General features: G+C 65.0%; 18 protein-coding genes and 1 pseudogene. 12 read left to right on the top strand and 7 right to left on the bottom strand.

The features are described 5' to 3' along the window. Positions 1-42: 42 nt before the first annotated feature. The gene (locus OU419_RS14575) at positions 43-966 is read right to left on the bottom strand and encodes a LysR family transcriptional regulator (RefSeq protein ID WP_254476453.1); all 924 of its coding nucleotides are present in this window, start codon (positions 964-966) and stop codon (positions 43-45) included. 160 nt (positions 967-1,126) lie between these two features. On the opposite strand from OU419_RS14575, the gene OU419_RS14570 reads away from it, so the two are divergent. Then, positions 1,127-2,137 (top strand): zinc-dependent alcohol dehydrogenase family protein, encoded by a 1,011-nt coding sequence (locus OU419_RS14570; RefSeq protein WP_254476455.1) that lies wholly within the window; start codon positions 1,127-1,129, stop codon positions 2,135-2,137. A gap of 176 nt (positions 2,138-2,313) precedes the next feature. Here the strand turns inward: OU419_RS14570 and OU419_RS14565 are convergent, their stop codons facing one another. Next, the gene (locus tag OU419_RS14565) at positions 2,314-2,655 is read right to left on the bottom strand and encodes a hypothetical protein (protein WP_254476457.1); all 342 of its coding nucleotides are present in this window, start codon (positions 2,653-2,655) and stop codon (positions 2,314-2,316) included. A 975-nt stretch (positions 2,656-3,630) separates the two neighbouring features. On the opposite strand from OU419_RS14565, the pseudogene OU419_RS29125 reads away from it, so the two are divergent. The 3 genes and pseudogenes from OU419_RS29125 to OU419_RS14555 all read left to right on the top strand — a co-directional run. Then, positions 3,631-7,548 (top strand): annotated as a pseudogene (locus OU419_RS29125) (beta strand repeat-containing protein); the annotation flags it as partial. Between the two features lie 54 nt (positions 7,549-7,602). Next, positions 7,603-9,366, top strand: a complete 1,764-nt coding sequence (locus tag OU419_RS29120; protein WP_456239213.1) for an autotransporter outer membrane beta-barrel domain-containing protein — start codon at positions 7,603-7,605, stop codon at positions 9,364-9,366. A gap of 386 nt (positions 9,367-9,752) precedes the next feature. Continuing rightward, complete coding sequence (locus tag OU419_RS14555; RefSeq protein WP_254476462.1) at positions 9,753-10,682, top strand: LysR family transcriptional regulator; 930 nt, start codon at positions 9,753-9,755, stop codon at positions 10,680-10,682. On the opposite strand, the gene OU419_RS14550 is transcribed toward OU419_RS14555, so the two are convergent. From OU419_RS14550 to OU419_RS14540, 3 genes are all read right to left on the bottom strand, one after another. Continuing rightward, on the bottom strand, positions 10,673-11,116 hold the full coding sequence (locus OU419_RS14550; protein WP_254476464.1) for a GlcG/HbpS family heme-binding protein: 444 nt from the start codon (positions 11,114-11,116) through the stop codon (positions 10,673-10,675). The genes OU419_RS14555 and OU419_RS14550 overlap by 10 nt on opposite strands. A 2-nt stretch (positions 11,117-11,118) precedes the next feature. Then, positions 11,119-12,462 carry a metal-dependent hydrolase family protein gene (locus OU419_RS14545; protein WP_254476466.1) on the bottom strand — a complete coding sequence of 448 codons (1,344 nt, stop codon included), beginning with the start codon at positions 12,460-12,462 and terminating at the stop codon, positions 11,119-11,121. Positions 12,463-12,525: 63 nt separating this feature from the next. Continuing rightward, positions 12,526-12,702 (bottom strand): hypothetical protein, encoded by a 177-nt coding sequence (locus OU419_RS14540; protein ID WP_254476468.1) that lies wholly within the window; start codon positions 12,700-12,702, stop codon positions 12,526-12,528. A 20-nt stretch (positions 12,703-12,722) separates the two neighbouring features. Here OU419_RS14540 and OU419_RS14535 point away from each other — a divergent pair, with 20 nt between their 5' ends. Continuing rightward, positions 12,723-13,103, top strand: coding sequence for a nuclear transport factor 2 family protein (locus OU419_RS14535; RefSeq protein WP_254476470.1), 381 nt, complete (start codon positions 12,723-12,725; stop codon positions 13,101-13,103). A 205-nt stretch (positions 13,104-13,308) separates the two neighbouring features. Here OU419_RS14535 and OU419_RS14530 read toward each other — a convergent pair whose 3' ends face one another. Next, positions 13,309-14,466 (bottom strand): alpha/beta hydrolase family protein, encoded by a 1,158-nt coding sequence (locus OU419_RS14530; protein WP_254476472.1) that lies wholly within the window; start codon positions 14,464-14,466, stop codon positions 13,309-13,311. Positions 14,467-14,648: 182 nt separating this feature from the next. Continuing rightward, entirely contained in the window at positions 14,649-15,587 is a 939-nt protein-coding gene (locus tag OU419_RS14525; RefSeq protein WP_254476474.1) for a LysR family transcriptional regulator, read from the bottom strand. Between the two features lie 280 nt (positions 15,588-15,867). On the opposite strand from OU419_RS14525, the gene OU419_RS14520 reads away from it, so the two are divergent. The 7 genes from OU419_RS14520 to OU419_RS14490 all read left to right on the top strand — a co-directional run bounded on the left by OU419_RS14520 (position 15,868) and on the right by OU419_RS14490 (position 25,257). Further along, positions 15,868-16,809 (top strand): VOC family protein, encoded by a 942-nt coding sequence (locus OU419_RS14520; protein ID WP_254476476.1) that lies wholly within the window; start codon positions 15,868-15,870, stop codon positions 16,807-16,809. A 3-nt stretch (positions 16,810-16,812) separates the two neighbouring features. Then, positions 16,813-17,160, top strand: coding sequence for a Rieske (2Fe-2S) protein (locus OU419_RS14515; RefSeq protein ID WP_254476478.1), 348 nt, complete (start codon positions 16,813-16,815; stop codon positions 17,158-17,160). A 140-nt stretch (positions 17,161-17,300) separates the two neighbouring features. Beyond that, positions 17,301-18,425 (top strand): FAD-dependent oxidoreductase, encoded by a 1,125-nt coding sequence (locus tag OU419_RS14510; RefSeq protein ID WP_254476480.1) that lies wholly within the window; start codon positions 17,301-17,303, stop codon positions 18,423-18,425. Between the two features lie 89 nt (positions 18,426-18,514). Beyond that, entirely contained in the window at positions 18,515-20,188 is a 1,674-nt protein-coding gene (locus tag OU419_RS14505) for a DUF1302 domain-containing protein (RefSeq protein ID WP_254476481.1), read from the top strand. A gap of 14 nt (positions 20,189-20,202) precedes the next feature. Further along, the gene (locus tag OU419_RS14500; RefSeq protein ID WP_254476483.1) at positions 20,203-21,570 is read left to right on the top strand and encodes a DUF1329 domain-containing protein; all 1,368 of its coding nucleotides are present in this window, start codon (positions 20,203-20,205) and stop codon (positions 21,568-21,570) included. 135 nt (positions 21,571-21,705) lie between these two features. Further along, entirely contained in the window at positions 21,706-22,767 is a 1,062-nt protein-coding gene (locus tag OU419_RS14495; protein ID WP_254476484.1) for a WD40/YVTN/BNR-like repeat-containing protein, read from the top strand. A gap of 3 nt (positions 22,768-22,770) precedes the next feature. Then, positions 22,771-25,257, top strand: coding sequence for an efflux RND transporter permease subunit (locus OU419_RS14490; protein WP_254476486.1), 2,487 nt, complete (start codon positions 22,771-22,773; stop codon positions 25,255-25,257). The last annotated feature ends 21 nt before the right edge of the window (positions 25,258-25,278 follow it).

The raw sequence follows: 25,278 nt of genomic DNA, 5'->3' as shown, positions 1-25,278 counted from the left end.
CCGAAAACGAACGCTCGCTTCTGGCCGAATCAGACGGCCTCGCTAGTCGTCATGCGGTTCGAGCCAACGGCCAAAAATGGATGACAGATGATGTCGAATCCATTCGATAAAGACATGAACCTGCGGTGCCAAATGGGTGCGGCTTGGATAGAGGACCGAAACCGTCCGTGGGCGAGGCCGGTATGCGGGCAGTATCTCTACGAGGGTCCCCGCCTGCAGGTAGTGATCCACCGTGACACCCGGGGCCTGGATGATGCCGAAGCCTGCCACTGCGCACATCACATAGGCGTTGGATTCGGTCAGGGTGATCCCGCTGCGGCTGATGTGTTTTCTGTCGCTGCTTCCTTCCCTGAACTGCCAAGGCAGAGGCCGGCCGTTCTGTCCGGAGAGAAAGTTCACGCCCTGGTGACTGTCCAGTTCATCCAGTGCGCTCGGAGTGCCAAACTGGCGCAGGTAACTCGGGGCCGCGCAGGTGACCATCGTGGCATAGCCGACAGTGCGTGCGACCAAGCTGGAGTCCGGAAGATCGCCTATCCGAAGTACGCAATCCACGCCTTCGGCCACGAGATCGACAGTTCTGTCGCTGACCCCCAGGATCAGCTCTATGTCCGGATAGCATTGGTTGAAGGCATACAGGCTCTGGAACGTGGGCAATTGCGCGAAGGCGGTGGGGATGTCGATACGCAGCTTGCCGCGCAACGTGGCGCCGGGGCGGCCGAACATGGATGTTGCGTCCGCGATGCTGCCCAGAATCCCCTTCACGCGCTCGTAGAACTGCTCGCCTTCCGCTGTAAGCCGAACCTGCCGCGTGGTGCGTTGAAGCAAGCGGACCCCCAGCGATGCTTCCAACTCCTGGATAGCTCGGGTGACCTGCGGGCGGCCGATCTGCAGAGCTTCCGCAGTACGGGTGAAACTGCCCAGTTCCGCCAGGCGAGCGAATACCTGCATTGTCTGGAGCAGTTCCATAGAGGCCTCGCTGAGCACTATTTTGTTGCCTAGATTAGCGTTATATGGGGCGCGATTGTTGCTTCTGTGAAGAACAATCCTGTCTCTGCCCAGGCATTTATCTGCCATTGATCTCGCAGAACACTATCGCCAGCTCATTCCATCGACCTGGAGATTTTTGATGAGAGCCTGGCTGCTTGAAGATTTTGGTCTCGACAACCTGGTGCTGGGACAGGCACCGACTCCCACCCCGAAGGCGGGAGAACTGCTGGTTCGTGTGGGAGCTGTTTCGCTCAATTTCCGCGATAAAGCGATCGTCGAGGGTTTCTATGAGCCTCACCTGGTACCCAAACCGCTGATTCCTGTCAGCGATGCCGCCGGCACCGTTGTGGCCGTAGGGGAGGGTGTTTCTCGCTTCGCCGTGGGGGACCGAGTCAACTCTCACCTCTATTCCCGTTGGATTGACGGCGAGCCCGCAGCAGACGAACCTGCCTATTGCTTCGGCTCGCCACTTCCCGGTGGTCTGGCGGAGTACATGATCATCCATGAGGAGAGTGCGGTTCGGGTGCCCGACAACCTGACGGATGAGGAAGCCGCAACCCTGCCCATCGCGGCGTTGACCGCCTGGTATTCGCTGGTCGACTACGGGCAGATCGAACCCGGTCAGAGCGTGCTGGTGCAAGGCACAGGCGGCGTCTCGATTTTTGCTGTGCAACTGGCAACGGCGCTGGGCGCAAGGGTGATCGCAACTTCCAGCAGCGATGAGAATCTGCATGCGGTGAAAAAGCTCGGTGCAGTCGCCGGCATCAATTACCGCACTACGCCGAAATGGGAAGAGGAGGTGCTCAAGCTCACCGACGGCAAGGGGGTTGATCTACTCCTGGATGTGGCGGGTGGTGACGGCATCAATCAATCCATCGCAGCGACGAAGGCTGCGGGGCGCATCGCGCAGATAGGCTTCATGACCGGTCAGACGGCCCAACTGAGCTTGATGCCGCTGATATTTCGCCAGACCACTCTTCGCGGAATCGCAGTGGCACCACGTTCATCGTTTGACCGCATGAATGAGTTTCTAGGCCATCACCGGATTCGTCCTGTAATCGACACGGTCTATGCCTTCGAAGACGCTCGCGAGGCATACGAACATCTGAATCGTGGAGCGTTTGGAAAGATCGTGATCAAGGTCACTTGATCGTTCCCTGTGAGGCGCCGGGGAAGTGAAGTGCGCTTTTCTGGCCCCCTTGGATTGGTACTCGTGGCTGGCCGGCAGCTTCTTTTTACGAAAGACGGTTACCGGCCCATAGCGGGGTGGATGCGTGACTCTTGAAACCGAAGTCGTCCCATATCAGGGCGCTACTGCTTTCTGATTCACGCGATAGCCAGAGTGGCCGGCGGTATCGCGGTGCGATGGCGTATTCCGCGTTTGTCGCGGTTGCATGCGCTCGGAACATTGCCGTGCATTCTTCCGGGCGCATGCAACCGTTCGTTCTTGCCGAAAGCGGATTTGATGCCGCCATGCCGCAGGGAAAAACAATCTCGAAGACCTTTTGCCTCGTCCTGACCGAACCTGAATCCCGAACCCATGCAGGTTTTCATCGACTGGTTGCAGGACGAAGCCAGGAAGGCCACGGCGTACGAAACGTAGAACGTTTTCTTATTTTGCAGCGTGAGCAGGCGAGGGCAGCTACCCCCCTGAGCGGACGTTGGCATTTGACGTAGATCAGTCAGAGTCGGCCGTTTAGAAACGCGCTGGGGCAGCGCTCTTTGATTGCCCTATCCATATCCGCGCTAACCCGCAATGGATACCCGGCCTGAAGGCCAGAAAGCAGAGCTTCCGTTCAGCACCGATGTCTGATGGCCCAGTTGCCGGGCTGGTGGCCTCGTCGCCAAAAATACGGCAGGTGCCGTATTTAATCGCCGTGTGTGCCTGCGTATCTTGCTGTGGCTCATCCCATGCCACCGCGGATAGCTGTCAAAGCTGTCCTGCGTAATTACCGAGTTGCACCGACGCCTGAACCTTTGTGGGTGAGTCTGCGGGCACTCGAACCGTACCAGCGCAGTGTTTGATGTGGCCAAGTGACACTGTGCAAGTCGATTTGACACACCTTTCTGCCATCTGCGCCAGCCCATTTGAACTCGGTGGGATTCGCTTCAAGCCATAAGGAAGTGCACGTGATCAACCATGTCTTTGCCTTGGTCTGGAATGCCTCGATGGGTTGTTGGACAGTGACCCACGAATTCAGCAAACGCTGCCGTAAAGGCGGCCGCCGACGCGGAAAACCGACCTTGCCGGCATTGCTGCTGGGGGCCGCGAGCGGCTTGATGGTCATGCTCGGCTCGCCGGCAGGTGCCGCAACCCTTTACTGGGACGGCGACATGGGAATGCCGAACGACAGCATCGTGAATGGCGGCGCCGGCATCTGGGATAGCTCAGGTTCCAACTGGACCACCGCCGATGGTCAGATAAACGATTACTGGCGCGGTGACGTAGCGGTGTTCCAGGGCATGCCCGGTATCGTTACGGTGGATCACACGCAAGGGTTCACCGGCCTGCAATTCCTTGTCGACGGCTACCGCTTGCAGAGCGGCCCGGCAGCGCAACTGGCAGCCTTCAACGGTAGCGGCGGCACTACCGAGGTTTCGGTGGCTGATGGCGCGACGGCTAGCATTGATGTGAACATTATTGGCGGCGGCCTGATCAACAAGCTCGACACCGGCACACTCGTTCTGTCCGGTGCCAATACGTACACCGGTGGTACCCGACTGGATGGCGGAACGCTGTCATTGGGCGACAACAGCGCAATTGGTAGCGGTTCACTCCTCACCGCAAACGGCACCACACTGGACACCATCACAGCGGTGACGCTGGCCAATCCCGTCAACGTAAGCGGCAACCTCACTATCGGCGGCAGCAGCGCACTAACGCTCAATGGCCCTGTTTACGGCGCTGGCGGACTGATCAAGAACGGCAATGCGGACCTGGTGCTCAACGGCAGGAATCTCTACAGTGGAAACACGGTCCTGAACGCCGGCAAGCTGATTCTCGGCTCCGGCTGGGCGCTGGGCTACGGCGCACTCAATGCTGCGGACGGCACCACCTTGGACACCAATACCGCCGTCATCCTGTCGAACCCGGTCAATCTGGCGGGCACTCTTTACATTGGTGGCAGCGCAGACCTGACTCTGAGCTCACTCATCAGCGGCTCAGGCGGCCTGGTGAAAAACGGCGCTTCCACCCTGACGCTCAGCTGGACGAACGCTTACGCCGGCGCCACCACCGTGAACGCCGGCACTCTCAACCTCACCGGCAGGCTGAGCAGTTCTCGGGTCTCCATCAACAACGGTGCCACCCTAAAGGGCTCCGGGACGATTTTCGGCACACTGATCATCGATAGTGGCGGTCACCTGGCGTTGTCGTCGGGCGCTACCCTGCATGCAGGCTCGCTGCTCCTGAATGCCAACAGCGTGCTCGATACGTCCCTCTCCCGGCCATCGAGCACGCCGCTGATGATCGTCGACAACAGCCTGGTCCTGGACGGCACCCTGAATGTCAGCGGTCTCGGCGGCTTCGGTAACGGCGTGTACCGGCTGTTCGACTACTCCGGCACCCTGGTCGACAACGGCCTCAACGTAAACAGTGCGCCGAGCGGTTTCGGCATCGGCAATCTGGCGGTACAGACTTCGATCGGCAACCAGGTCAATCTGGTGGTATCGGCCCCCACTTCCAACATCAGCTTCTGGGACGGTAGCCAGGTCGTGCCAAACGGTGTCGTGGACGGCGGCAACGGAACCTGGAGTGTCAACGGGAACAACTGGACCGACCTTGACGGCATTGTGAACCAGACCTGGGCCGGCGACTTCGGCGTGTTCCAGGGCACCGCAGGCACCGTTCAGGTAGACGGCCAGCATGTATTCACCGGCCTGCAATTCAGCGCCGACGGCTACAGCCTGGTAAAAGGTACAGCGGGGCAACTCACGGCCGTCAACGGTAGTAGTGGCACCACCGCCGTACGGGTTGATCCTGGCGTGACCGCCACCATCGGCGTTGACATCAATGGCAGCGGCACACTCGCTAAACTCGACAGCGGCACGCTGGTGCTCAACGGTGCCAACAGCTATACCGGCGGAACCCGGCTGGATGGCGGCGCGCTCACGGTTGGCAGCAACACGGCGCTGGGGACGGGGGTTCTGACGGCAGCCAGTGGCACCCAGTTGGACAGCAACACCTCCGTCACTCTGGGCAACCCGGTCACGCTCAACGGCAACCTCTCCGTACTTGGTAGCAACAACTTGTCCCTCAATGGCTCGATCAGTGGCCCTGGCGGTCTGATCAAGAACGGTTCGGCCACTCTGACTCTGGGCGGCAATAATACCTTTCTCGGCCCGGTGGCGCTGAATGCCGGCGGGCTGATTCTGGGGGCGGACACGGCGCTGGGCACCTCGTCACTGAACGTGGCCGATGGCACCACACTGGATGCCAGCACAGTTGTGTTCGTGAGCAACGGCCTCACCCTGGCCGGCAACCTTGATATCGCCGGCAGCAAGTCCCTGTTCCTGGCTGGCCGCATCACCGGCACAGGCGGTCTGACCAAAGACGGTGGAGCCAACCTGGCCATCTTGGCTTCCAACACATACTCCGGCAACACCAGGCTGAATGCCGGCACTCTGACCTTGGGCAACAACTCAGCCCTTGGCCGGGGCTCCTTGGTAGTGGACGGAGGGTCGACTCTCGATACCGTCACCGATCTCACGGTCGGCAACGCTGTAGTCCTCAATGCCGAGCTCCTCTGCGCCAGTAACGATTCGCTGACCCTGGGCGGGGTGATCAGCGGCGCTGGCAGACTGTACAAGTACGGTATGGGCAACCTGACGCTCAATGGCGCCAATAACTATCAGGGCGGCACCTCGCTGACTGCTGGCACCCTTACCCTCGGTAGTTCGGGCGCACTGGGCACAGGCCTACTGGCCGTGGCAGGTAACTCAACGCTCAAAACCAACAACCCGTTGGCGCTGGCAAACGACATTAACCTCCTGTACGACACCGACCTGACCGTGAGCAATAGCAGCAACCTGACCCTTGCGGGCTCACTCATGGGAATCGGTACCCTGAACAAGACAGGCACGGGCAACCTGACGCTGGAGGGGAGCAACACCTTCAGCGGCGCCCTCGATGTGCAGGCCGGCAGCGTCAGTGTCGTGGGCAATTCAGCTCTGGCGAACAACGCAAAGGTCAACCTCCAGAGCATCACCGGGCTCTACCTTAACGGTTCGGCCTACCTGGGCAGTCTCAGCGGCAGCGGCGATGTGTGGACCACCGTCGGCAACACGCTGGGTATCGGCGGCAGCGACCTTGACACCACCTTCAACGGCCAGATCTACGGCAACGGCGATCTGCTCAAGCTCGGACTTGGCACCCTGACCTTGGGCAGTGGCAACAGCCTGACCGGCAACACGACGGTCGACTCGGGCACCCTGAAGGTCAACGGTACGCTGAACAGTGCCAATGTGCAGGTCAACCTGGGCAGTACGCTGACGGGTAATGGCACCCTGACCGGAAATGTGACGGTTGCCAATCGCGGTCACCTGGCGCTGAGCAGTGGCAACACCTTGACGATGGGCTCGCTGACACTGAACAACGCCAGCAGACTGGACGTCGATCTTGGCGCGCCGATCACCGGCGGTGGCCCGGCGCTGCTGGCCACTACCGGTAACCTGACCCTCGATGGCACTCTCAATATCAGCGATCTCGGTGGCTTCGGCAGCGGCGTGTATCGACTGGCCAACTACTCCGGCAACCTGACCGACAACGGCCTCCTGATCGGCAGCGTCCCAGGCAGCGTGGTGCCCAGCGAGCTGGAAGTGCAAACGGTCCTGGCCAACCAGGTCAACCTGCTGGTCTCCGCACCTGGTGTGATCGTACAGATCTGGGACGGCTCACAGCCGATCGCCAACGGCGCGATCGACGGCGGCAGCGGCACCTGGGCCAGCGGGACGAGCAACTGGACCAACGTCGACGGCACCGTCAACCGCAACTGGGCCGACAGTTTCGCCGTGTTCCAGGGCAGCGCTGGTACCGTGACAGTAGATGGCGCCCAGACGCTCAGCGGCCTGCAGTTCGCGTCCGACGGATATACCCTCAACGCCGGTAGCGGCGGTGTGCTGAACGCGGTCAACGGCGCCGAAGGCTACACCGCCGTGCGCGTCGACCCGAACGCCAGTGCTACCCTCAATGTGGCGATCCAGGGCAACGCAACGCTGGCCAAACTGGATAGCGGCACCCTCGTGCTCAACGGCGCCAACACCTACACCGGCGGTACGCTGCTCAAAGGCGGAAAACTGGTGCTTGGCAACAGTGGTGCACTGGGCAGCGGCAGCCTGACCGCTTCCGGCAGCGCCAGCCTCGACAGCAGCGCAGCCCTGACCCTGAACAACGCCGTGACGCTCGATGGTGAGCTGGGCCTGGCGGGCAGCCACGACCTGACGCTGGCCGGCGTCATCAGCGGCAACGGCTCGCTGACCAAGCAAGGCAGCAGCAGCCTGACCCTCTCCGGTGACAACACTTTCAGCGGCGCGCTGAATATCCTCGGCGGCAGCCTGGCCCTGACCGGCACCAACGCCCTGGGCAACACGACCCTGAACATCGGTGACACAGCCGCCGTGCGCGTCGGCGGCGCGCTCACCCTTGAGGCGCTGAATGGCTCCGGCGACCTGCTCCTCGGTACGGGCAATGATCTGCGGGTCGGCAGCAACGATGCCGACAGCACCTTTGGCGGCAATCTCAGCGGCGGGGGCAGCCTGTCCAAGACCGGCAGTGGCAAGCTGGTGCTCAACGGCCAGTCCGCCATTGGCGGCGGCACCCATGTCGAGGCAGGCAGCCTGGTCGTCGGAGGCGCCGCCGGCAGCTCGGCGCAGCTCGCCAGCGACGTACAGGTCGATAGCGGAGCCATGATCGGCGGCCACGGCACCATTCTGGGAGACGTCAACCTACTCAGCGGTGCGACCCTCAATCCGGGCAACTCCATCGGTACGCTCCATGTCGACGGCGACGTGAACCTCGCCGCTGGCTCGACCCTGGAAATCGAAGCCAGCCCCGATGGCAGCTCCGACAAGCTGATCTCCACCGGTACCGTCAATCTCGGCGGGGCCCGTCTGAGCGTGCTGGCCGGCGCAGGCAACTGGCTGCCCAGCACCCAGTACGGCATCGTCCAGGCCGCCGCGCTCGATGGCACTTTCTCCGAGATCACCAGCAACCTGGCGTTCCTCACACCGGAAGTGACCTATTCCGCCACTGGCGTGGAACTGACCCTGGCGCGCAACGAGGTCAGCTTCGTTTCGGTCGGACGCACCAGCAACCAGCGCGCCACCGCAGCGGCGGTCGACACCCTGGGCTCGGGCAGCCTGTACGATGCCGTGAGCACCCTCAGCGCCAAGCAGGCCCAGGCCGCCTACGACAACCTCTCCGGCGAACTGCACGCCAGCACCCAGGGCGCGCTCTTCGACGACAGCCACTATGTTCGCGACGCCATTGGCCAGCGTCTGCGAGCCGCCCAGGGCCGGGCGCCGGCAGAGGGCGTGCTGCACAGCGATGCGGACAGCGGCATCACCTTCTGGCTGCAGGGCTACGGTGGCTGGGGCAGCAGCGACGGCAACAGCAACGCGGCCGGCCTCGACCATGACAGCCGCGGCACCCTGTTCGGCATCGACCTGCCCGTCGGCGACAACTGGCGCGTCGGCGTAGCCGCCGGCTACGGTACCAGCGACCTCGATGTCGATGCTCGCAGCTCCACCGCCGAAATCGACAGCACCTCGCTGACGTTCTACGCCGCCGGCCAGTGGGATGCGATCAACCTGCGCCTGGGCGCCTCGCACGCCTGGAACGACATTGACAGCAGCCGCCACGTGCGGGTCGACGGCCTCGCAGAGCACGACAAGGCCAGTTATGACGCCAGGACCACGCAAGTGTTCGGCGAACTGGGCTATGCCGTAAGCGCGGCTGACTTCATCCTGGAGCCCTTCGCCGGCCTGGCGCGAGTGAAGGTCGACAGCGACAGCTTCAAGGAACACGGCGGCAGCACGGCCCTGCGCGGCGACGATGAGCAGGACAGCCTGACCTACGGCACGCTGGGCCTGCACGCTTCGACGGCGCTGACGACCCTCGGCAGCGTTCCACTCGCACTGCAGGGCACTCTCGGCTGGCAGCACGCTTTCGACGACCTGGACCCGGATCGCCGGATGTCCTTTGCCGGCAGCAGCGACTTCACCGTCAGGGGCACGCCCGTGGCGCAGGATACCGCGCTTGCACAACTGAGCATGACCGCTCAGGTCGCCGCCGATACCACGGTGGACCTGGGGTACTCCGGGCAGTTCGGCGATGGTTACAGGGACAGTGGCGTGCGGCTGGGGCTGAATATGAGCTTTTGAGCCGGTTCCGTCTCGCCAATCAGTGGCGACCGGCATCGGAAATGCCGAAGGCACCTGCACAATCGCGAGGTTCTCCGGAACCTTTGCTATCCAGCCTGGCAGGGCGGGTTTCGTGTGACGCAAGACGAATCCCACTGCGGAACGGAAGTGCGCTTGCGGCGCGTTGCCGCCATTCTGGAGCTGGGAGCGTGCTCCACCAGCGTCTCTCTCACCATTGGCATGGCCAACCACAGTCTTCACTGGCAGCAGGCACCGCCTCGCTGTGCCAGAAGGAGCTCCCGGCACAGATACGCGCTTGTCGGTGCGTGGGAAAGTAGTACCGGCAGCGATACCTGGTAGCGCCAAATGCGATCCTTCGATCCAGGGCGTTTGGGTATAAGTCGCTCATGCGCTACCGACGTCTGGACCTCAACCTACTGGTCGCCCTGGATGCGTTGCTCGAAGAGGGCAGCGTCAGCCGGGCGGCGCAGCGCCTCAATCTCGGGCAGTCGGCGACCAGTGCCGCGCTGGGCCGCCTGCGCGAGCACTTCCGGGATCCGCTGCTCGTCCCCGTTGGCCGTGGATTGGAGCTGACTCCACTGGCGCGTCAGTTGGCGCCCAGGGTCCGCGAGGTGCTGAGCCTGGCCGGGGAGGTGGTGGAAACCTCCACGGCTTTCGAGCCCGCCCGTTGCGAGCGGCGCTTTATCCTGGTGGCCTCGGACTATGTTGCGGCCACTCTGCTGCCGGCGGTCAGCCGTGAACTGGCGCGCCAAGCCCCCGCTGCCTCGCTGGTGTTGCGCGACCTGCCGCGGCCGCGTGACGGCGATGTGGTGGCCGAGGCATTGGAATATCGGCGCAGCGACCTGGTGATAGTCCCGCAACAGCGGATCAATCCGCGCTACCCCCATGAGGCCCTGCTTCTTGATGAGCTGTGCTGTGTCGTTTGCGCTTGCGATCCTGCGCACGCAGAGCAGCTCGGGTTGGCTGCCTATTGCGCCGCCGAGCACGTGATACGCGAGTTCACCGATGGCCAGAACCTGTCGCTGGATACCCAGCACCTGCGCGAGATTGGCATCGAGCGGCGGGTTGCAGTGGCGGTGCAGAGCTTTTCGCTGATGGGGGAGTTTGTAGTCGGTACGCCACGTATTGCCACGCTGTTCCGCCGCCAGGCAGAGGCGCTGGCGCGCCGCTATCCGTTGCGCGTGCTGCCGTCACCGATCGAATTTCCTGCTGCATCGCAGGTGTTGCAATGGCATCCGCAGCAGGCATCGGACCCCGCACTGACCTGGCTCCGCCAACTGCTGGCGGAGCAGGCCGCAAAGCTCGATCAGGGCTGAGGATCGCCCGTCTCGCCGCGTAGACCGACTTCCTCGATGGCCAGCAGCGCGCAGCGCTCGTCGTTGTCCGAGGTATCGCCGCTGACACCGATGGCCCCCAGCAACCGTCCCTCATCGTCGCGCAGGAGGATGCCGCCGGCCACTGGGACCACCTCGCCGCCGGTCAGGCTGTTGATCGCATCGAAGAACGCCGGCATGGCCTGGGCACGGCGCGCCAGCTCGCGGCCACCGAAGCCCATCCCCAGGCAGCCGCGCGCCTTGCCGGTGGCGATCTGCGGGCGGAGGAAGCTGGCCTGTTCGTCGCGCAACACGGCCAGCGGATGGCCGGCGGCGTCCAGCACGGCAGCAGCCAGCGGACGCACGCCCCGGGCGCGCGCTTGACGCAGGGTGGCGGCGGCCAGACGCGCGGCCAGTTCGAAATCGAGAAGGGTCATGTTCACTGGCTCCATTTGCCCAGTTGGGTGACACGGTCGCGGGTATAGAGGTCGGTCCACTTCAGCGAGTTGAAGTCCGACACCAGCTTGGGGTTGTAGGCGGTATGTCTGACACGTACCGGTTCGCCGGCCTTGTATACGGCCTGCAGGCGGTTGCGGTCCTGGAGAATGCGAATGTCCTTAAGCGGCGAACCGTCGAGGACCAGCAGGTCGGCCTGTTTGCCTGGTTCCAGAGTGCCCAGGGTTTCGCCGCGGGGCATCAGGCGCGAACCGACATTGGTGGCGGCGTAGAGGGCTTCGGCCGGAGTGAAGTCCAGCCGGCGCACCAGCAGTTCCAGCTCACGGGCATGCCATTCACCGTAGGGCGTCACGGCAAAACCGCTGTCGCTGCCGCAGGCGAAGGGAATGCCGGCAGCCTTGGCGCGCTTGAGTACCGGGGTGCCCAGCTCCAGCGTGCGTGCGCAGTAGCCGGCATAGCCGGTAGCGATGGCTGGGTCGTGAGGCTGGCAGAAGTCCACGGTGTTCTGCGGGAAGGTCATGGTCGGGGCGAGCACGCTGCCGGCCTCCAGCAGAGCCTCGATGCACGCATCGTCCATGTAGAAGGCGTGGAAGACCAGGTCGACGCCGGCCTTGGCAGCGTACATCACCGCTTCACGGCCATAGGCGTGGGTGGCGACGCGGCAACCCAGGCGGTGGGCTTCCTCGACCATCTCGCGGGTTTCCTCGGCGGTGAAGGCGGCGATGATTTCACCATTGGGCCGGCGGTGCGTACCGTCCATTGCGATCTTGATCAGGTCGACACCATCCTTGGCCTGCTTGCGGATTTCCGCGATGGCTTGGGTGCGGCTGGTGACCAGCGCGGCGGTGAAGTATTCCGGCGCGCCGACCCGGCTGGGGAACCAGTCGTTTAGGCTCTGCCGGTTGGTGATCACGCGGCTGCTGGCGGCGATGCGCGGGCCTTCGAAGAGCCCGGCGTTGACCGTGTTGCGCACGGCGATGCTGAGCTGGCCGCTGTCGCCGGGGCAGACCATCGAGGTGACGCCGGCGGCCAGTACATGCTGGGCGAAAAACAGCCCGCGCAGGGCGCGGAACTCATCGCTGGTCCAGATATCGATGTCTTCCTCGCTCTGTGCGTTGCCGAAGGCCAGGTGGGTATGCACATCCACCAGCCCCGGCATCACGAAGTCGCCGTGGACCTCGCGGTCGCCCGGCGCTGGAAGGGGCGCTTCGGCCGTCGGCCCGACATGGCGGATGACGCCGCCCTCGACGATCAGTGTGTGTCGCTGGCGCGTATCCAGGCCGGTGCCATCGAATAGGGTGGAGCAGTGCAGGTGCAGGGCGCCCATGGACGGACTCTCCTCGTCTTGTTGTTTGCCGGCAGGCTAGGGCGATCATGGGAGCCGGCACCATCAGATGCTGTCGATGGCTATCCATCGATGCCGTCGATACCTGGCGCAGACTGCATGGCCTGCGGGCTCCAGGCGAATTCCCGGCGTTGCCGGGCGGGTATCGGGAGTGGCGATGCCTGGCATGATGATCGGCGATTTTTCCCCGGGAGTGGCGAAGGCGAGGATGCGCTCGTCCATCAACCACCAGGGGAAAACCCATGAAGACCATTCGTGATCTGTTGCTGAATCTGGAAGCCGAACGTCAGCGCGCATTGATTCAAGAAGACCATGCGCGGCTGGATGAGCTGTTTGCCGATGAGCTGTTGTATGTACACACCACCGGACTGGTGCAGGACAAGGCGCAGTACCTGGACTATGCACGCCACGCCGTGCGCTACCTGGCGGTGGAGCGCGGCGAGCTGACGCTGCGGCTGTTCGGCGATGGCCTGGCGCTGATGAGCGGCCCGCAGTGCAACCTGTTGCAGAAGCGCGGTGGTGGCGAGCCGATCCGTGCCGAAGGTTTTGCCACCCAGCTCTGGGTGAGGAGCGAGGAGGGATGGCGTATCGCTTCCTTCCACGGCACTCGTACGCCCGCCTGAACTGACATGAATCTGTGAAGGCGAGGCCGGCGCCGTACCGAAAGCGCCGGCCCGAGATAGCTTCTCGGAGCGGTAGCCCCGGTGCGCATGGCAGCGAATCTGCAAGCCCTGGGCGGGGCGCAGGAAAAACGGCGCCCCTGGGCGCCGTGGAAGGCGGGGCCGACACCCCGCAGGAGCAGCGCCGGGAACTCCGGCGCAAGGGCTGTCAGGCGGTGTGGCCGCCCAGGGTTTCGGCGACCCAGTCGGCGATGTAGTGGCCGGCGTTGATACTGTTGTCGAAGCTCGAGTGCTGCACGCCGCCCTCGCGCTCGGTGAAGATTTTCAGCTCGCGCCGTGGGCTGTTCACCAGTTGCTCGTAGGTACGGTGCGCCCATTTCAGCGGGATCTGCGAGTCCTTCTCGCCGTGGGTGACCAGGAAGGGCACACGGATGCGGTCGAGTACGCCGTCGAGGTGTACGTTCTCGGCGATTCTCATGAACTCGTCCATGTCCTTGGCCCCCCAGACCCACTGCACGTGCGCCCAGTAGTGCGGCACCGGGAAGTTGCCTTCCTTCTCCAGGCGGCGCTTCTGCACGTCGCGCCAGTCGTGATTGGCGCCCCAGACTACGCCGCAGGCGAAGCGCGGCTCGAAGGCTACGGCGCGAGGGCAGTAGTAACCGCCCAGGGAAACGCCCTCCAGGCCGATGCGTCTGGGATCGACTTCCGGGCGAGTCTCCAGCCAGTCCACCACGCGGCTGGCCCAGTGTTCGCTGTCGTAGCGCGCGGTCAGGCCGTGCAGGCGCAGCGCTTCGCCGGTGCCGGGCTGGTCAATGATCAGCGAGGACACGCCGCGCCTGGCCAGCCAGGCCGGCAGGCCGACGCGGTATTTCATCTCCTTGGTCGAGTCCAGGCCGTTGACCTGCACCAGCAGCGGCGCCGGGCCGTCGACGCCCTCGGCGCGCACCAGCAGGCCGGAGAGGTGCTTGCCCTCGTAGGGGATTTCCACCCGCTCGCAGTTTTCCTTCGCCAGGTCGATGCCACGGGCGAAGGTTTCGAGGAAGCGCCGGTACAGCGCCTCGCGGCCCGGCGCGCCGTGGGCCTGCAGGCGTTCGCAGGTGAGGTAGTAGGTGGCGGCGCGGTTGTACTTCTCGCCAGCGGAAAGGCGGCGGCCGGCGGCTTCGTCTTCCTCGGCGAGGCCGCAGAGCTTGTCGGCCATCTTCGCCCAGGTCTCGCGGAATGCCTGGGTGCCGGCGGCATCGGGCTGCCTGGCGGCCTCCTGCAGCGGAGCGCACATTTCCTCGATCTCGCCCAGGCGGGCGCCCATCTCGATGGCCAGGTCCACCGAGAGATTCCAGACGTAATTGGTGGGGAAGTAACGGAACATTCTTCTTGTCCTTCTGCGGTCGTTGAGGCCGGCGCCCGGAAACAGCGGCAGGCACGCAGGGCGCGGTTCGCAGGCAAGGTACGCAGGCAGAGTGGGGCGGGGCCAATCGCGAGTGGGGATGCGAGGTATCGTGAAACGCGATGCCCCGGCGCGATTGAGTTGGCCGGGGCGATGGCAACGGGTCAGTTGCCGGCGTGAAGGGCGTCCGCTTGCTGGTCGACGCTCTGGATGAAGTCGCGGATGCGCTCGCGCAGCCAGCGGTGCATGGGGTCGCCGTCCATGCTGCGGTGCCAGAGCATGAATTCGCGCATCACTGGGATCTTCACCGGCGGCGGCAGGATGCGCAGCGGCAGGTAGCGCGCGTACAACTCCGCAAGGCGGCGGTGCATGGTGGCCACGCGCTGGGTGCCGACCAGCAGTTGCGGCAGCGTGTTGAAGTCATTGGTGATCACTTCCAGGCGGCGATTGAAGCCGTACTGGCTCATGAACCAGTCTTCGATGCTCAGGTGCCGGTTGCGTCCGAATCCCACCGAGATGTGGCCCATCTGCATGTACTGTTCCAGGGTGAGGGATTCGCCGACGGCGGGGCTGTCGCGCCAGACCACGCAGACGTGGTCCTCCTCGAACAACAATTGTGCCGGATGGCCATCGATGAGGTAGCGCTCGGGCACGATCATCATGTCCACCTCGCCGCGCATCAACAGTTCGGCGCTGTTGTCGCCGGGACTGAGCATCTCGAAGGTGATGTGCGGTGCTTCCTGATGGATCTTCTGGATGACCTGGGCGAACAGCACGCTGATCAGGTAGTCCGAGGTCACCAGGCGGAAGTGGCGCTTGCTGCTGGTGGGGTCGAACACCGGCTTGGCGGTGATCGACGAACGGATGGTCAGCAGCACCTCGCGCACCGGCGTGGCCAGCTCCAGGGCATAGGGTGTGGGCTGCATCTTGCGCCCGACCTGCACCAGCAGCTCGTCCTCGAAGAAGGTGCGCAGGCGCCCCAGAACGCCGCTGGTGGCTGACTGGGTCATGTGCAGGCGTTCGGCGGCACGGGTGATGTTCTGCTCTTCGAGCAGCACATCCAGCGCCACCAGGAGGTTCAGGTCCAGGTGGTGAAAACGCATGGCGATAGCTCACGATTCTTGTAGTTATTTTCGCGATACCTTCGGGCCGCGTTCCCGTTCCGTCAATACCGTTTCGCCCTGAGTGGGCGGTAAACGCCCCGCGCCATGCCTGCCGAGCCAGGTATCGCGATTGCCGATGCCTCGCATCCCCACATGCGATTGGTCAGCCAGCCGGGCGAGCCATCAACCTGCGCTCCAGTCGAGCGGCCGCTGAGCCGCGGCGACCCACCACCGGCGCCCCCCGCCTGGCGCCGAACATAATTTCAATGGAGTGGTAGCCATGAAAATTCTCGGACTCGACGCACTGGTGTTCGGCGTCGACGATATTCAGGCCTGTGCCGATTGCCTGCGTGACTACGGCCTCACGGCCGCCCAACTGGATGCCGACGGTGGCCGATTCGAGGCACTGGACGGCACCGCCATCATCATCCGCCGTGGCGATGATCCGAGCCTGCCGCCTGCCCTGGGGCCGACCCCGTCGCTGCGCGAAACCATCTACGGCGTGGCATCGGCCGCGGACCTGGAAGCCATCGCCGACGAACTGGGGCGCGACCGCGAGGTGCGCCGCGACGATAACGGCGCGCTGCACACTGTGGACGACCTGGGTTTCGCCATCGCTTTCCAGGTGTCCTGGCGGCGAGCCTTCGAGGCGCCGGCCGATCTGACCAACGCCCCCGGCAGCGAGCCGCAGCGCCCGCTCAACCAGTTGGGCATCACCCCGGATATGCCGGCGCTGCCGCGCACTCTGTCCCACGTCGTGTACTTCGTACCCGATGCCGCCAAGGGTGAAGCCTTCTACCGCGACCGCCTGGGCTTCGTCACCACCGACAGCTTCGTCGGTGTCGGCCCCTTCATGCGCACCGCCGGCATGGACGACCACCACTGCCTGTTCATGATCCAGACTCCGCCGCATATGCAGGGCTGCGAGCACTTCACTTTCCACCTGGGCAGCGGTACCGAGGTATTGCTGGCCGGCACGCGCTTCCAGCAGAAGGGCTGGACCAGCTTCTGGGGCCCCGGCCGCCACCTGCTTGGCTCCAATTGGTTCTGGTACTTCAACAGCCCGCTGGGCTGTCACATCGAGTACGACGCGGACATGGACAAGCACGATGACGCCTGGGCTGCGCGCCAGGCGCCGATGTCGGCGGACAACTCGCAGTTGTTCCTCTTCACCTCGCGGGAGAAATGGGCGCCCAGCGGCCCGCCGCCCAAGCAGGGCTGAAACGTGGAATGCGTGGCGCTATGCCGGCTCGACGAGCTGGGCGAGGGCCGGTCGCGCGGCTTCGACCCGCAGGGCCGAGGGGCGGACAGTCTGTTCGCCCTTCGCCACCAGGGGCAGGTGCGCGTGTACCGCAACCGCTGTCCGCATCTTTCGGTACCGCTGGAGTACCGCAAGGACCGCTTCCTCAGCGCCGATGGCCAGTGGGTCGTCTGTTACGCCCACGGCGCGCGCTTTCGCCCCGCTGACGGAGCCTGCGTGCATGGCCCCTGCCGCGGGGAAAGGCTGGCGGCACTGCAACACCGGGAGGTCGACGGGTGGCTGCTATTGCCGCTGCAGCAACTGGAGGCGTGAGGTATCGCGCCACGCGATAGGTCGCATCCGCGGACTCGATTAGTCAAAGCCCGGCCCCGCCGGGAAGCTGTGCCCAGGGCACAGGAAACGGCCACCGCGCCCGGCGCGGCGGACAACAAGAACAACACGTGAGAAATGCCATGAATTCTGTGAGCAATGTGCTGATCGTGGGTGGCGGGATTGGCGGGCTGTGCGCCGCCATCGCCTTGCGCCGCAAGGGTATAGCGGTCGATCTGGTCGAGCTGAAGACCCAGTGGACGGTCTACGGCGTCGGCATCATCCAGCAGAGCAACGTGGTGCGCGAGATGCATCGCCTGGGCCTGCTCGACGCCTACCTGGACGCGGCCTACGCCTTCGAGGACGTGGCCATCTACACCACGCAGGGTGAACAACTGGCGCGCATTCCCGGCCAGCGCCTGGCCGGTCCGCAGTATCCGGCAAACGTCGGTATATCCCGACGCGCCCTGCACAAGGTGTTGAGCGAGACCGCCATCGGGTTGGGCACCAAGGTGCGCCTGGGCACCTCGGTGGAAAGCCTCGAGCAGGACGCCAGTGGCGTCGACGTGCTGTTCAGCGACGGCAGCCAGGGCCGCTACGCCCTGGTAGTGGGTGCCGACGGGCTGTTCTCCAGGGTTCGCGGCCTGATCTTCGGCGACCGCTACCAGCCGCAGTTCACTGGTCAGTCGGTATGGCGCCACAACTTCCCGCGTGCCGCCGGTATCGATCACCTGGCCAACTATCAGGGCCCATCGGGCAACGCCGGGCTGGTGCCGCTGGCCGATGACCTGATGTACCTCTTCACCACCTCCCACGAACCGGGCAACCCCTGGATGGACCCGGCCAGCCTCGCCGATGGCCTGCGCCAGCGCCTGGCCGGTTTCGGCGGGCTGATCGGCGAGCTGCGCGAGCGAATCGTCGATGGCACCGAGGTCGTCTACAAGCCGCTGGAGGCCGTGTTCGTCGACGAGCCCTGGTACCGAGGCCGCGTGCTGCTGATCGGCGACGCCGCCCATGCGACCACGCCGCACCTGGGCCAGGGCGCCGGCATGGCCATCGAGGACGCCGTGGTGCTGGCTGAGGAACTCACCGCCGGTGGCGATCTGCAGGACCAGTTGCAGCGCTTCATGGGGCGCCGTTTCGAGCGCTGCAAATTCATCAGCGAGATGTCCCTGCTGGCCGGCGAGAAGGAGATCCAGCGCGACCCGTCCTTCGACCGCATCGGCCTGGTCAGGCAGATGCTGGAGGTCACCGCGCGCCCCATCTGAACCAACGCCCGGCGCGCCCTGCCTTGATGGCGCGCCACGGCTCACAACCGCCAACACCGACGCAGAAGAACAAGAAAGAGGAAACCCCGATGTTGACTCGTACGCGTGCAACCGCGCGGCCACTGCCGCCGCTCAAACCCATCACCCTGGCGATTGTCGCGCTGGCCGCCACCAGCCATGCGCAGGCCTTCGAATTCGGCACCGGCAACCCCGACCTGCGGGCGCGCTGGGACAACACCCTGAAGTACAGCGCTGCCTGGCGCACCCAGGACCCCAGCAGCAAGCTCACCGAAGGCCAGACCGCGCTGAACCTGGACGACGGCGACCGCAACTTCGACAAGGGCCTGATCTCCAACCGCCTGGACCTGCTCTCCGAGCTGGACATCACCTACGGCAATGTTGGCGCCCGGGTCAGCGGTGCGGCCTGGTATGACGATGTCTACAACCGCGGCACCGATAACAACGATCCCGGCCGCGCCAACAGCTACTCGGTGGGCTACGACGAATTCACCGACGATACCCGCACCCTGCATGGGCGCAAGGGCGAGCTGCTGGATGCCTTCATCTTCGGCAAGACCGAGATCGGCGAGATGCCGGTATCCGGCCGCCTGGGCCGCTATGCCATGCAGTGGGGCGAGAGCCTGTTCTACGGCATGAACGGCATCGCCGGCGGCATGGCACCGGTCGACGTGGTCAAGGGCCTGTCGGTGCCCAACACCCAGTTCAAGGAACTGATCCGGCCGGTGCAGCAGGTCTCCGGCCAGCTGCAGCTGACCCCGGACGTCTCCCTGGGCGCCTATTACCAGTTCGAGTGGGAAGCCAACCGCCTGCCGGCCGCTGGCAGCTACTTCTCCAACGACGACTTCTTCGGCGACGGCGGTGAGCGCATGTTCGTCGGCGCGCCGGTGATGCCCGGCGGCCAGCCGCTGGCCTTCTATCGCGGCAACGACAAGGAAGCCAAGGACTCGGGGCAGGGTGGCGTGCAATTGCGCTGGCGCACCGAGACGGTGGACTGGGGCGTCTACGCCATCCGCTTCCACGATAAGAGCCCGCAGCTCAACGTGCGCCCGGACTTCGCCAACCTCAACCCAGTCAGCGGCAAGGCCGGCGAGTTCTACTGGGTCTACCCCGAAGGCATCGAGGCGCTGGGCGCGAGCTTCTCCACCACCCTGGGCAATTTCAACGTGGCGGGCGAGCTGTCCACCCGCTGGAACCAGCCGCTGGCCTCCACCAGCCAGCACGCCCTGGCGCCGGGCGAGGCGATCGACAACGACGACGACCCGGTGTACGCCACCGGCCGCACGCTGCACGCCAACTTCTCCTGGCTGGCGAGCCTGGAGCCGAACTTCGTTGCCGCCGAATCCAGCTTCCTCGGCGAGATCGCCTGGAACCGGGTGATGAGCGTGAGCAAGAACGCCGATGCGCTCGACCCCAACGCCGACCGCGACGCGACCAGCCTGCGCCTGGTGTTCGAACCGATGTACCGGCAGATCTACCCCGGCCTCGACCTCTCGGTGCCCATCGGCGCGAGCTACACCAACGGCGCTTCCGAAGCGCTCGGTACAGGCTTCGGCACCGACCACGGCGGCGACCTGAACATCGGCCTCAAGGGCAACTACCTCAATACCTGGAACCTGGGCCTGACCTACACGCACTACTACGGCCCGGAGAACACCTTCCTCGACGCCGACAACCACTACACCTTCGAACAGTCGCTGAAAGACCGCGACTTCATCGCCTTCACCGTCAGCCGCACCTTCTGACCGAGGACTGCCCGATGAAACACAACAAGAAAGTCGTTTCCCTGCTCACCGCCTTGAGTGCTTCCCTGCTGTTCGCCCACGGCGCCTTCGGCGCGGTGTCCGCCGAGGAGGCGGGCAAGCTCAAGACCACCCTGACTCCGCTGGGCGGCGAGCGCGCCGGCAACGCCGACGGCAGCATACCGGCCTGGACCGGTGGCTACACCCAGGTCGATCCGGCCTACAAGGAGGGCGGCAAGCGCGGCGACCCCTTCGCCAGCGAGAAGCCGCAACTGACCATCACCGCGCAGAACATGGCGCAGTACGCCGACAAGCTGACTCCGGGTATTCAGGCGATGCTGAAGAAGTACCCCGACAGCTATCGCCTGGAGGTCTACGCAACCCATCGCAGCGCCGCCGCGCCGCAGTCGGTATACGACGCGACCTTCGCCAACGCCACCAGCGGCAGGCTGGTGGATGGGCCCGCCGGGCCGATGCCCGAAGGAGCCGCAGGGGGCATTCCATTCCCGATTCCGGCCAATGGCGTGGAGGCCATCTGGAACCACCTGCTGCGCTGGCGGGGGGCCTCCTGGCACTCGAACTTCAATCAGTACCTGACCACCGCCGACGGCAAGCACGTGCTGACCAACGATTCGCGCGGTGATTTCCAGATGCCCTGGTACCTGCCAGGTGGCAGCGGCGAGAAGGGCGTATTCTGGTCCATCCGCATGATCAACGACGGCCCGCCGCTGCGCGCCGGCGAAGCCATCACCGGCCTTGAGAACCTCAATGCCGACAAGGCTGCGGTCTGGACCTACCTGCCCGGCCAGCGCCGTGTGCGCCGCCTGCCCAATGCCTGCTGCGACACCCCGACGCCGGCTACCGCCGGAGTCATGAGCTTCGATGAGCTGTATGTGTTCAACGGCCGCGTCGACCGCTTCGACTGGAAGCTGCTGGGCAAGAAGGAGATGTACATCCCCTACAACGCCAACAAGGTCTTCACCGCCCCCAGCGCCGAATCGATGCTCGATGCGCACCATCTGAAGTCCGACGCCATCCGCTGGGAGCTGCACCGCGTCTGGGTGGTGGAAGCGACCCTGAAGGACGGCCAGCGCCACGTGATGCCGAGAAGCACCTACTACCTCGACGAAGACACCTGGGCCGCCGTGCTGGGCGAGCGCTACGACGCCCGCAACCAACTGGCCAAGGTGGTCTGGACTTCGCCGGTGGTGATGCCTGACCTGCCTGGCGTGGTGACCCTCACCAACGGCTTCTACGACCTGCTCTCCGGGGCCTGGTTCGCCGGTGACCTGTTCGCCGGCAAGAGCGAGCAGTACCGCATCGTGCCGCCCTACAAGGACTCGGTATTCACTGCCGACGCGATGGCCGGAGAAGGCGTGCGCTAAAGGGGAAGTGGATCACCTGCAGGAGCCTGCCATGCCCGCGATCGAGGGCATGGGCCGGACGCCACCGCGCTCCTGCAGGAAGCCCCGTTGCGATCCCGTGGTACCGATTACAAGAAAGAAGAAAGGTTGCGTGCGATGAAGAAGACTCTCTGCGGCTGGCTGCTGGCAGCCTGTTGTGCCGTACCTGCCGCCCATGCCGGAAACGGCGTGGATGTCCTGGCGCAGCCCGCTGTGCATGGCCCGCAGGCCCTGCACGCGGTGCTGCAGGATGTGGCCCGTGCCGGTGAGCGCCTGGTAGCAGTGGGTGAGCGCGGTGTCGTGCTGCTCTCCGACGATAGCGGCATGACCTGGCGCCAGGCCACCGCGGTGCCGGTGAGTGTCGGCCTGACTGCCGTACAGTTCATCGATGCGCGGACTGGCTGGGCTGTCGGCCATGCCGGCGTGGTGCTGCGCAGTGATGACGGCGGCGAGCATTGGACCCTGCAACTCGACGGCAAGCGTGCCGCTGCCCTGGAGCAGCGGGCTGCCGAGGCGTCCGACGATGCTGCCCGCGTCGCCAGCGCACAACGCCTGGTGGCCGATGGAGCCGACAAACCGCTGCTGGCGCTGAGCTTCGCCGATGCCCGCCACGGCCTGGTGGTCGGTGCCTATGGCCTGGCGCTGAGTACCGCCGACGGCGGGCGCAGTTGGCAATCCGCGATGGAGCGCTTGCCGAATCGGCGCGGGCTGCATCTGTACGCCCTGGCCCGTCGCGGCAGCGACTTGTATGTCGCCGGGGAGCAGGGCCTGCTGCTGCGTTCCCGCGATGACGGCGCCCACTTCGACGCATTGCAAGGCCCCTACGACGGCAGCTATTTCGCCGCCGCCGTGCTGCCCGGCGGACGCCTGCTGGTGGGCGGGCTGCGTGGGACCCTGTTCGCCTCCGACGATGCCGGCGAAAGCTTCCAGCCGCTGGCCAATCCGATTCCCGCGTCGATCAACGGCATCCGCGTGGCCGACGGGCAACTGCTGCTCGCCAGCCAGGCCGGGATGCTCCTGCGCAGCGGCCTGGATCATTTCGCCGTGCAAGCGCTACCCGTGTCCGACGGCCTGCCGCTGACGGCTGCCATTACCGCCGCCGACGGCGCCACCGTGGCTGTCGGCATGGCCGGCGCGCGTCGCCTGACGCCTTCTTCCCAACCCTCTCGCGCGGACTGAGCCATGCACGCCAACACTTCCCCTGCGCCGTCCAGCGGCCACCTCGACGACTTCGACAGCGCTTCCGGCTCGCTGCTGGAGCGCGCGCTGTTCAACCACCGTGCGCTGGTCCTGCTGCTGTGCCTGGCGGCGACCCTGCTGCTGGGATGGCAAGCCACGCGCCTGACGCTCAACGCCAGCTTCGAGAAGATGATCCCGCGCGAGCATCCCTTCATCCATAACTACCTGGAGCACCGCCAGGAGCTGGCCGGGCTCGGCAACGCCGTGCGCCTCGCCGTGGCGAATCCGCGCGGCAGCATCTACGACAAGGAGTACCTGCACAGCCTGCAACAGCTCAACGATGCGGTGTATCTGCTGCCCGGCGTCGATCGCGCCGCGATGAAGTCACTGTGGACGCCCTCGACCCGTTGGACCGGCGTGACCGAGGACGGCCTGGAAGGCGGCCCGGTGATTCCCGACGGCTATGACGGCGGCGCCGCCAGCCTGGAGGCGCTCAGGCGCAACGTCGAACGCTCCAATGAGATCGGCCAACTGGTGGCCTTCGACCAGCGTTCGAGCATCCTCTACGTGCCCTTGCTGGAGAAGACCCCGGACGGCCAGGCGTTGGACTACACGGCTTTCGCCCAGGAACTGGAACGCTTGCGCGAGCGCTTCCAGGGGCAGGGCGTGGACATCCACATCACCGGCTTCGCCAAGGTGGTGGGCGACCTGATCGACGGGTTGAAGCAGATCCTGCTGTTCTTCGCCGCCGCCATCGCCATCACCGCCGCGGTGCTCTACTGGTACACCCGCTGCGTGCGCAGCACCGCGCTGGTAGTGATCTGCTCCCTGGTGGCGGTGATCTGGCAGCTCGGCCTGCTGCCGCTGCTGGGCTACGAGCTGGACCCGTATTCGGTGCTGGTGCCGTTCCTGGTGTTCGCCATCGGCATGAGCCACGGCGCGCAGAAGATGAACGGCATCATGCAGGACATCGGCCGCGGCATGCATCGCCTGGTAGCGGCGCGCTTCACCTTCCGCCGGCTGTTCCTCGCCGGTCTCACCGCGCTGCTGTGCGACGCCGTGGGCTTCGCCGTGCTGATGATCATCCGTATCCAGGTGATCCAGGACCTGGCGGTGATCGCCAGCCTGGGCGTGGCGGTGCTGATCTTCACCAACCTGATCCTGCTGCCGGTGCTGCTTTCCTACCTGGGTGTCAGCGCCCGCGCGGCGCGGCGCAGCCTGCGCGCCGAAGAAGCCGAGGCGAGCGGGGCGGACAAGCATGCGCTGTGGCGCTTCCTCGACCTGTTCACCCGTCGTCGCTGGGCCGCCGCCTGCATCGCCGTAGCCGCGCTGATGGCCGCCGGTGGCTATGCCGTGAGCCTTCACCTCAAGGTCGGCGACCTCGATGCCGGCGCTCCCGAGTTGCGTCCGGATTCGCGCTACAACCGCGACAATGCTTTCGTCACCGCCCACTACGGCGCCAGCAGCGACGTCTTCGCGGTGATGGTGCAGACCCCGCCCGGCGCCTGCTCGGCCTACGACACCCTCAAGCGTGTGGATGAGCTGGACTGGCAACTGCGCGGCCTGCCCGGCGTGGACTCGACCAATTCGCTGGCGCTGCTCAACCGCCGCGTGCTGGTGGGCCTCTCCGAAGGCAGCCCGAAGTGGTACGAGCTGGTGAACAACCAGGCGACCCTGAACATGGTCACCGCCAACGCGCCACGTGGCCTGTACAACGATGATTGTAGCCTGCTGACGCTCTACGCCTACCTCACCGACCACAAGGCCGACACACTCGCGCATGTCGTCGACAGCGTGCAGGCCTTCGCGCGCGACAACGACAGCGAGCAGGCGACGTTCCTCCTCGCCGCCGGCAGCGCGGGCATCGAGGCAGCCACCAACCAGGTGGTGAAACAGGCCAGCCGCGACATGCTCTGGTGGGTCTACGGTGCAGTGATCCTGCTCTGCCTGGTGACTTTCCGCTCCTGGCGCGCGGTGCTCTGTGCGGTGCTGCCGCTGGTGCTCACCTCGATCCTCTGCGAGGCGCTGATGGTGGCGCTGGGCATCGGCGTGAAGGTCGCGACCCTGCCGGTGATCGCCCTGGGCGTGGGCATTGGCGTGGACTATGCGTTGTACGTCATGAGCATCGTGCTGGCGCAACTGCGCCAGGGCGCCAGCCTGTCCGAAGCCTATTACCGTGCGCTGCTGTTCACCGGCAAGGTGGTGATGCTCACGGGCGTGACCCTGGCCATCGGTGTGGGAACCTGGGTCTTCTCGCCCATCAAGTTCCAGGCCGACATGGGGGTGCTGCTGGCCTTCATGTTCGTCTGGAACATGGTTGGCGCCCTGATCCTGCTGCCGGCGCTGGCCTGCTTCCTCCTGCCGCAGCGCCAGTCTCGCGAGCAGGCGCAACCTGCCGCGCCGGCGCACCACCTGCAGGAAATCCATCACGACAGCGCCTGCTGCCAGCAGCACGCCACCATGCCCCTGGCCTGCAGCCAGGGGCGCTGAGTCCGCACAACCAGAACAAGA

Source organism: Pseudomonas triclosanedens (genome assembly GCF_026686735.1).
GTDB classification, from domain to species: domain Bacteria; phylum Pseudomonadota; class Gammaproteobacteria; order Pseudomonadales; family Pseudomonadaceae; genus Pseudomonas; species Pseudomonas triclosanedens.
Note: the sequence above shows the minus strand (reverse complement) of the source record. Positions and strands in the feature narration are given on the sequence as shown.

Coding starts and splice junctions, on each gene's coding strand:
- OU419_RS14575 (WP_254476453.1), bottom strand. CDS start 966: ATGGAACTGCTCCAGACAATGCAGGTATTCGCTCGCCTGGCGGAACTG.
- OU419_RS14570 (WP_254476455.1), top strand. CDS start 1,127: ATGAGAGCCTGGCTGCTTGAAGATTTTGGTCTCGACAACCTGGTGCTG.
- OU419_RS14565 (WP_254476457.1), bottom strand. CDS start 2,655: ATGCCAACGTCCGCTCAGGGGGGTAGCTGCCCTCGCCTGCTCACGCTG.
- OU419_RS14555 (WP_254476462.1), top strand. CDS start 9,753: ATGCGCTACCGACGTCTGGACCTCAACCTACTGGTCGCCCTGGATGCG.
- OU419_RS14550 (WP_254476464.1), bottom strand. CDS start 11,116: ATGACCCTTCTCGATTTCGAACTGGCCGCGCGTCTGGCCGCCGCCACC.
- OU419_RS14545 (WP_254476466.1), bottom strand. CDS start 12,462: ATGGGCGCCCTGCACCTGCACTGCTCCACCCTATTCGATGGCACCGGC.
- OU419_RS14540 (WP_254476468.1), bottom strand. CDS start 12,702: ATGGACGAGCGCATCCTCGCCTTCGCCACTCCCGGGGAAAAATCGCCG.
- OU419_RS14535 (WP_254476470.1), top strand. CDS start 12,723: ATGAAGACCATTCGTGATCTGTTGCTGAATCTGGAAGCCGAACGTCAG.
- OU419_RS14530 (WP_254476472.1), bottom strand. CDS start 14,466: ATGTTCCGTTACTTCCCCACCAATTACGTCTGGAATCTCTCGGTGGAC.
- OU419_RS14525 (WP_254476474.1), bottom strand. CDS start 15,587: ATGCGTTTTCACCACCTGGACCTGAACCTCCTGGTGGCGCTGGATGTG.
- OU419_RS14520 (WP_254476476.1), top strand. CDS start 15,868: ATGAAAATTCTCGGACTCGACGCACTGGTGTTCGGCGTCGACGATATT.
- OU419_RS14510 (WP_254476480.1), top strand. CDS start 17,301: ATGAATTCTGTGAGCAATGTGCTGATCGTGGGTGGCGGGATTGGCGGG.
- OU419_RS14505 (WP_254476481.1), top strand. CDS start 18,515: ATGTTGACTCGTACGCGTGCAACCGCGCGGCCACTGCCGCCGCTCAAA.
- OU419_RS14500 (WP_254476483.1), top strand. CDS start 20,203: ATGAAACACAACAAGAAAGTCGTTTCCCTGCTCACCGCCTTGAGTGCT.
- OU419_RS14495 (WP_254476484.1), top strand. CDS start 21,706: ATGAAGAAGACTCTCTGCGGCTGGCTGCTGGCAGCCTGTTGTGCCGTA.
- OU419_RS14490 (WP_254476486.1), top strand. CDS start 22,771: ATGCACGCCAACACTTCCCCTGCGCCGTCCAGCGGCCACCTCGACGAC.